Annotated in this window: 5 protein-coding genes and 1 pseudogene; 2 read left to right on the forward strand and 4 right to left on the reverse strand. The window is 41.9% G+C overall.

Features of this window, described 5'->3' with window-relative positions; translation table 11 throughout:
• Window positions 1-286 precede the first annotated feature (286 nt).
• The gene (locus tag F6K38_RS30450) at window positions 287-415 is read right to left on the reverse strand and encodes a hypothetical protein (protein WP_267872040.1); all 129 of its coding nucleotides are present in this window, start codon (window positions 413-415) and stop codon (window positions 287-289) included.
• A 26-nt stretch (window positions 416-441) separates the two neighbouring features.
• On the opposite strand from F6K38_RS30450, the gene F6K38_RS30455 reads away from it, so the two are divergent.
• On the forward strand, window positions 442-1,716 hold the full coding sequence (locus F6K38_RS30455; RefSeq protein ID WP_008184870.1) for a GmrSD restriction endonuclease domain-containing protein: 1,275 nt from the start codon (window positions 442-444) through the stop codon (window positions 1,714-1,716).
• Window positions 1,717-2,236: 520 nt separating this feature from the next.
• Here the strand turns inward: F6K38_RS30455 and F6K38_RS30460 are convergent.
• Window positions 2,237-2,767, reverse strand: a pseudogene (locus F6K38_RS30460) (DUF790 family protein); the annotation flags it as partial.
• Window positions 2,768-2,851: 84 nt separating this feature from the next.
• Entirely contained in the window at window positions 2,852-4,912 is a 2,061-nt protein-coding gene (locus F6K38_RS30465; protein WP_008184864.1) for an aldose epimerase family protein, read from the reverse strand.
• 507 nt (window positions 4,913-5,419) lie between these two features.
• On the opposite strand from F6K38_RS30465, the gene F6K38_RS30470 reads away from it, so the two are divergent.
• Complete coding sequence (locus F6K38_RS30470; protein WP_008184862.1) at window positions 5,420-6,916, forward strand: TldD/PmbA family protein; 1,497 nt, start codon at window positions 5,420-5,422, stop codon at window positions 6,914-6,916.
• A gap of 555 nt (window positions 6,917-7,471) precedes the next feature.
• On the opposite strand, the gene F6K38_RS30475 is transcribed toward F6K38_RS30470, so the two are convergent.
• A partial coding sequence (locus tag F6K38_RS30475) for an SWIM zinc finger family protein (protein WP_287358797.1) occupies window positions 7,472-8,584 on the reverse strand: 1,113 nt, incomplete at its 5' end.

Raw genomic sequence — 8,584 nt, forward strand, 5'->3', positions numbered from 1 at the left:
CGGGCTCGCGCTGATTTTCCACCTGTTCGCCCTTGGAACAGCGCGTCCCGTAACGCACCACCTTCCAGATCCGCTGTTCCCTAAAATCCAGAAATTGTGTACCTCATAGCTATGAGAATTGCTATATAGGTCAAAAATCCTATTGTTTTCCTATCGCCATGGGGAGTATTTTGGTTTGCTACAGATAATCTTGTTAGTTTGGAATGTTAACAGGGAACTATGTTACAATCTTAACAGAAAACTATGTAACTATAAAGAATGATAGTAAGCCTTCAGCTATCAGCTATCAGCGGTCAGCGATTAGCGCTACAGATGGTGCTACTTGAGGTGCTTTTGAAGAAAATAAGCACCTCAAGCAGCGTGGCCAACGGCTGAAGGCTGACGGCTGAATGCTTACCGATGATCTAGAATCCATGATAGTAAAGATCAGAAGGAGATTGTATGTTTAAACCTTTAGTACAAGACACCACAAAATCTCAAAGCGAAAGCATAGAAACCATCTTGGCAAGGTTAGAAAATGGGCGTGTCTATGTTCCTGATTACCAGAGAGATGCTAATCAATGGAACCTTAGAAAAAAATCACTTTTTATTGAGTCTATTCTTAACAATCTTACTATTCCAGCTTTCTTCTTTTGTGAAGATGATAACCGAAAATGCGAAGTTGTTGATGGGCAACAGCGACTCAACACTATCAGAAGTTTTTGTAATAATGAATTTTCGATAAGTAATGATAAAACTATTGACTATATACTACCAGACTCTCATCTATATACCGGCAAAAAATACAGCGAATTGGAGGAAGACCTTAAATATATATTTAAAGATTATCCGCTGACTATAATTTATCTTCCTAAAAATATAGAGTTACAAACTAAGCTAGAAATATTTAGACGAATCAACGAAGGAGGAACTCCTCTTTCTGGTCAAGATATTCGTTTAGCTTATTACAGTCAATCTAAAAGTGTAACCTTTATTCGTTTAGTTGGAATTCATGATAATCCTGAGCAAACTAATGAAGAGGTTAGTGAAGATGAGGATTCCAACGATTCTAACTCTACTATAAAGCCTTCTCAACGAATGCTTGAGTTAGCGCAAAGACAAGGACTTTCTAATCCTTGGGATAAATTTCCTGACGCTAGAAAGCTTTGGTACCAATGGTGGGAGGGTAAAGAAAAAGCAAAAGGTCAAACACCATCATTGATGTTCTTGTGGTACTTAATCTGTCTTGAACGTAAAAAACTTGATGATTTATTGAAAAGACCGATTCATCTCAAAATGTCTTTTAACGGCTCAACTGATAACGCTTTAGATATTTACTGTAGTCAACTCCAGTATCAAGAAGATCCAAAAGAAGAAAGAAGTAAACAAATACTTTCAAATTTTGAAGTTATTTCGGAAGAATACTTTACCATATTTGTTGATTGGATGAAATCTATTTTATCAAAAAAACTTATTGGAGTTAGTGTCGATAAGTACAAGCAGCTTGCTTTGTTTATAGCCGGAGCTGCTGAGCTAAAAATATCTCCCGAACAGGTATCAGACACACAATGGAATCATGCGGGTGAATTCATTCGTAGCCCTCGAAATAAAGCCAGAGAGCTACTTGATGAAAACAATGGATACCCAGAACCAAAAGGTCGATGGAGTCAACAAAAAGGACAAAAGCAACAGTGCGATAAAGCTGTTGAAATTGTTAGAATTATTTTGAAGAAATAAACATAAAATTGGTTGATTTACCTGAAGGACTATCTCCCTGTAATCCTCGGCGAAGAACTTTTCCCTTAACTTGGCAAGAAGCTTACTTTAGGCAGAATTTTAATAGCCAGTTAAATGGGTATGTCTGTCCTCTGTGTAACAGGTTATTTCGAGGGACAAAAGGATTTAGAGAGCTTAAAGCTGATCATATAGCAGTCGCCAAGGCAGTTAGGACATGACAAAAGTCCTAACTGCCCTGGCGATTGCTATAAATCCAATTTTATTACCCCTGTCTTGATGCAGCGCGGTCTCACGCTGCATTGCTGTTTCCTGGTTTATGCTCCCTACTCCCTACTCCCTACTCCCTGCTCCGAAGTCCCTGCTCCCTCGGTGCGCTTGACCCGTAATTAAATTTGCCACGGGTCGCACCGCTCCCGACTCCCTCGGTGCGCTTGACCCGTAATTAAATTCGCCAGGGGTCGCACCGCTCCCGACTCCCGACTCCCTGCTATCACCCTCAACAACTTTGCCTTTTCCCAAACTATTCCAAAAGCTCCAACACAGCTTTCGGTGAAAGTTTATCCTTAAACCAAACAACTTGAGCTGGCAAATTCTTCACCGTCACCCCAGCTTTCTCCAAATTTAACCGTTCCGAAATCGCCAGAATCAAATTGTCACATTCGGCCTTGCGCACCTGAGCGAATTTCTTCTTTAAATATTCTGGACGCCAGTAACCAATAATTTCTAATAGGAAATTTCGCCCATCAGGATGAACAATCCGAAAGTCGGGCACCATCACACTACCAGGAATCGGAATTAAATCCACTTCTCGCTCTAAGACCCACTCAGTTTTCTGAGATTCCCAACGCTTAGCAAAGGAAGCCTCTAACATACTGTCGTAGGGTTTACCAGGGGGATAGTGAGTCACCAAGCCACAGCGGTCATTAAGGCTAAAATGCCCCGTCTTGATCGTACCGCTGTAAGGGTCACGGCTTTGTAACGTCGCCTTGAGACTCCATTTAGTAACGTGTAGTAAGGCTGGAATCAGTTTTGCGATCGCTCTACCCATCCTACAAATTCAGTATTATTAATCTGAATTATGAATTCTATACTCCTACTAAGTATCTGATTAATCCAGGAGAATTGCTATAACTTTCTAGGGCATCCCTTTAATTTTAAGACGAATACGGTAAAGACTGTTTCTTGCTGTAATGTAAAGGGTTTGGTAGTCACTGTCACCCCAGGCTAAATTAGCGGGAGCTTCTGGCACTTCAATAATGCCCAGTAGGTTGCCACTGGGATCAAAAATCCAAACTCCCCCAGGTCCAGTGCTGTAAACATTTCCTTGGATGTCTACCTTCATACCATCTGCTGCCCCCTCTTTACTAGGAGGTTTCAGTTCGGCAAAAAGTTTTCCATTCTCTAACATCCCGTCTGGCTTGACATCAAAAACCCGAATATGACCTCTTTCTGAATCATTCACATATAATTTAGTTTCATCTGGGGAAAAGACAATACCATTAGGGCGAACAAAGTCATCAACTAGCAGGGTTAGTGTGCCATCTGGTGCTAGACGATAAACACCATAAAACCCTAATTCTTCTTGTTCGGATTTGATGCCATAGGGAGGATCAGTAAAATAGATGCTACCATCTGATTTGACTGCTAGATCGTTGGGACTATTCAGCCGCTTCCCTTGGTAGTGACTAGCTAGAGTTATGATTTTTCCATCTTTCTGTGTTAGGGATAGACGACGATTACTATGTTCGGCAGTAACTAAACGCCCTGAGCGGTCTAACGTATTACCATTAGCATTGCCAGAAGGTTGACGAAAAATCTCGGTTTTTTGATCTGGTTGCCATTTATAAATGGTATTAGCTGGGATGTCACTAAATAGCAGAAAGCCGTCGGGATGCCAAACAGGTCCTTCAGTAAACTTAAAACCTCCTGCTACTTTTTCAACTTGAGTATTGGGAGCAATAATTTCTCCTAGATTATTTTGTTTGGTGTAAAATTTATAAACCATTAGGTGTCGGTAAGTTTCACCTGGATGCAAGATAACCGAAGGAAAGTTAGGCTGATTGACTGAGTCAGGAAAATGTTGTGTCTCTAGGCACAAACCTTGATGATTTGTATAAACAACATCTCCTTTACCCACAGTTCTAAGCTTAGGAAGATTTCCCGAAAAAAACTGTATTCCTGGCTGATTACTGTGAAGCTCCATCACCCGACCAGATTTTGGTTCATATACAGTAGCTGCGAGTTTGATTTTTTCTGATTCTCCATTCAAGACATAATTGAGGTCGTAGCCTCCTGGATAGTTTTGCTTTAGGGTATTTCTAAGCTGATTAATTCCATCTCCAATCAACTGAGGCTGAGTAAAGTCGTAAGGTGTATCTTTAACTGATTTAATCTCTCCTGTAGGGATTCGCTGTTCGTTGGTAGGCGTATATCTATCGGCATTGATCGTTAAATATTGTCCTAGAATATTCCCAGAACCATGACCAGCCAAGTTCCAATAGGAATGATTCACCAAGTTGACAGGAGTAGGTTTGTTAGTGGTAGCAGTCATTTCCAGCTTTAACTGATTATCGTTAGTCAGAGTGTAAATGGCTGTAACTGTCAAATCACCTGGATATCCTTCTTCTCCATCAGGACTCAGATAAGTTAGTTTTAGTGCCTGTCCTTGGCTACTGTTAATCGGTTCAGCTTTCCAAACCACTTTGTCAAAACCCTTTTTACCACCATGTATGTGATGGGAACCGGCATTAGCAGCTAGCTCATACTTTTCACCATTGAGAGTAAACTGAGCATCTTTAATCCTATTAGCGACGCGACCAACAATTGCACCATAATATAGGTAGCGCTTAGCCGTAAAATAATCTTCTAGACTATCAAATCCCAGCACTACATCGTCTAGCTGACCGCTGTTATCAGGCAAGTGTAATTCAGTAAGAGTCGCACCATAGTTGGTTATCTTAGCTACTAAACCATTGGTATTGGTTAAAGTATAGAGATAAACTTTCTGATCATCTTTAGTCTGGCCAAATTCCATCTTGGTTACAGTTTTGTTTTCTTGGGTATGGTAGTTATTTGCTGTGGCGTAAGATTGCTCAGGGTTAAATCTCTTGTATAAATCTGATTTTACTAAAAGTACACTCATTCCCATTGCGGTAAAAATTGTGATTATTTTTGTTAACATTGAACCAGTAAGCATAGTTTTTTTTAAGTAATTGTAATCTGTATAAATTCTAATTTATATAATTTTTTTTAGGAAGATAATAGAGGGTAACTGGTTCCGCCTGCTGGGATGACAGGTCGCCATTGGTAACAAGTTAAATACGAATACCTTGTGGTCAACGCTAATGGGTAATGGATAATCGGGAGCCAATTAACTATTACCAGCTAACTAGATGTATAATTCCTGAAGCTATTTGAGATTAGCCGATAGTTTTGATATCAATAATCAAGGAAAACTCAGGCATTTGACCCAGGGGTGGGAGTACATGATTGATTGTGGACAACCAGAAAGACGCTGATTTATTATTGGTTCTTATTGCTTTTAGGATTAGGCTGAATGCTTACAACCAGCGACCTTGATTTTACTGACGTTTATTAAAATGAGGAGAGGGCTAGGTTAATCATAATCTAGCCAGTGCGATTATAGCAACTTTAATCCATATTAGGCATTGTTCTTAAACATTATTTACATACTTTACATACAATGATAAAAGCCTTAGCACCAATTACGACTACTGACTTGGCGAGAGACTTGGCGACACTAGGGATTGATTTAATTCGTAAAGCTGGTTGTGAGTATGGAGATATCCGTATTTGTACTTACCGTAATCAGAACTTAACTGCACGCGATCGCTCCCTTAGCCAACTCTGTGATAATGTTAGTTCTGGTTTTGGAGTAAGAGTGTTACTAAAGGGCGCTTGGGGCTTTGCGGCTAGTCCCTATAAAACTCCAGAGGAAGTGGAACGAATGGTGGCTTTAGCTGTGGAGATTGCTAAAGGTAGCCGCCTGTCTCAGCAAACACAGGTAAGATTAGCCCCAGTAGAAGCCTATCGCGATACCTATATTACTCCGATCGAAATTGACCCGTTTACTATACCAATTACTGAGAAAGCAGATTTACTATTGCGTATCAATAATCAATTGCTTAGCTATAGCGATCGCGGAATTAAAAAGGCTTACTCTTTCCTGCGTTTTACTCGTGAAGACAAGATTTTTGCGTCTACTGTTGATTCCCTAATTGAACAGACTATCTACCGCAGCTATCCAGGTATGGGTTGTACAGCAGTTGCTAATGGGGATGCTCAAAGCCGTAGCTATGAGCGTCCACCTTTAAATATCGGTTACGAGCATATTCAACCCCCAGACCTTTTGAATCAGGTAGAACGGGTAGCAGAAGAAGCAATAGAGAAGGTTCATGCTCCTAAAGGACCTTCTGGTATTCGCAGCACTCTGATTCTGAAGCCTAGTCATCTCCACCTAACGATTCATGAATCGGTGGGACACCCTACGGAACTAGATCGGGTGTATGGCTATGAGTCGAATTTTGCTGGTACTAGCTTTGCCACTACTGATAAATTGGGCAAGCTGCAATATGCTGCTCCTTGGGTGAATTTTAAATGCGATCGCACTCAATCGGGGGGACGTAGTACTTTAGGCTATGATGATGAGGGGGTACCTGCACAAGATTGGTATGTTGTCAAGGATGGCATTTTAGTAGACTACCTCACTGACCGGGAAACCGCTTATCGACTAGGTAATGCCAGTAGTAACGGTTGCGCTTACGCGGATAGTTGGTCAAGTGTACCGATGGTGCGGATTCCTAATTTAGGGTTAGAACCGGGAGCAGAGGGAGGAAGTCACTCTGCCACACTCGCAGAAATGATTGCTGAGACTGAGGAAGGGATTTTAATTGATGGTAGAGGTAGTTTCTCCATTGACCAGCAGCGACGTAATTTTCAGTTTGGTGGAGATGCTTTCTGGAAGGTGGAGAAAGGTAAAGTAGTGGGAATGCTCAAGGATGTTACCTATCATTCTATGAGTACTGATTTCTGGAATAGTGTTGATGCTATTGGAGTGGCTTCGGAACAGGAGCAGTTTGGTACCCATATGTGTGGTAAAGGCGAACCGATACAAATTGCTCAAATGACCCATGCTTGTGTGCCGGTGCGGGTGCGCAATATTCAGATTGGCGGAGCCTAAATCGTTAATTGTTAATGGTTTTTTTATGGTTAGTTGGGCAACTCGATTCATTAGTTTTAGGTAAAAGAGAATGTAATTCTACCATCAATTCTTCAACTCACTATCCAAGATGGAGCAAAAGTATCGGCATTGCTCAATCAAGCAATGCCCTTCTTATTTATTAGAGTCATTTCAATTTATATTGAGAAAACTATTTATTGCTCTAATTGGGTTTCATACGAAAAAGTGTTCCATTGTTATTTGAAATGACTATATTTCAAATCTCAAAAAATTACCTTTTCTGGTTAACCATTCCCAGATTAAGCAACACCAAAAAAACACGCCCAATCCGTTGGTTACCCCTTCGTAAACTCCCTCGGACTAGACTGCTCAACTCAAGCGGGCTCGGGTGCTATCGCTAATTAGTTTTAGGAAAACGAAACCGTAATAGCGATAGCACCCGATAGCCCGCACAGTCACGAGCAGGCTAGTGATGCGTGGTTGAACTTATCGCAGGGACGGCGATCCACCGCCCAGATTGCAAGGCTGTTTACCAACTGCTGGAATGGACGTGATTTATTGAGACTGACGAGCGTGCTGCATCCGCAACGCCAGAATGTGTTCACAAGGACCTTTGTACAGCTTATTTTGCTGATACCAATTACAGGTACACTCTGCCGCTATTATACGCTCATCGGGATCAATTGTCAAAGCGGGATTATAGGTTTTGCTTTTATCTCTGACATTTCCCTGTAGCTGGAGTGTACCTTGAGTGTCTTTTACTGAGGTTACTTGTACGGCATTGTTACTTAAGAAGCGGGTTGCTGTTTCTTCTCGCTGATTGGCAAACCGTAACCGTTCCATGGGTAAGGGCTCTCGAGATAGTTCCCGGACTCGATATACTTGCTTGTTTAAGTCGTAAATGGCTCGTCCGGCTTGGGTGTAAGCTCCTAAGGCACCTAGGACAGCAGTCGGGCTTAAGTCTAAGCGCTGGGCGAGACTGTGGGGACTTTCGACCCAGTTTTCTCTGAGTGCGTCAAAAATGAGTTGTTGAGTCCACTGGTCTACATCTGCACGGGGTGCCATTAAGTCAAAGTTACCCGCTTGTGCCCAATCGTTAGCTGTCCATCCTGATAAGCCGAGGGTAAAGGACATATCCCCTAGGTCAGCTACATAAAAGGATGGCATACCGGTTCCGAGTAGGTGAATGGTAAATTTGTTGGCAATGGGGATAAGACGTTCTAGGATGTGGAGGCGGCGGCGTCCCCAAACTCGGATGACCTGTTCTGATGAACCTTGATAGGGCGATCGCGAACAGACTACTTCGATGTTCCAAGGCTCAAATACTATTCGCACGGGTTCTCCTGGTTTGAGATGGTAACGCATTCCCCGTGGGCCAGTTTTTTCTTTGTGGCGACGCAACACAAAACAGATATTGTGAATATCCATGGGCTGCAAGTCAAAGGTGGTGGCGGGTAAGGCCATGGCGGAACTGACTTGTAGAAATCCTCTTACCCAACTGTCTGGTAGGTCAATTTTGACTTCTTTAAATGCTGCTTCATGGGTGGTTTTTACTTCAAAACCGGAGGGGTCAATTTCAAATTGGGTTGTCTTGTAACTGCGGATTTTTTGAAATTCGTTGTAAAGGGCGGCGGAGTAATCTATGTTTGTTGTACCGCAGGCGAATTC

It is taken from the genome of Moorena sp. SIO3B2 (assembly GCF_010692525.1).
Lineage (GTDB): Bacteria > Cyanobacteriota > Cyanobacteriia > Cyanobacteriales > Coleofasciculaceae > Moorena > Moorena producens.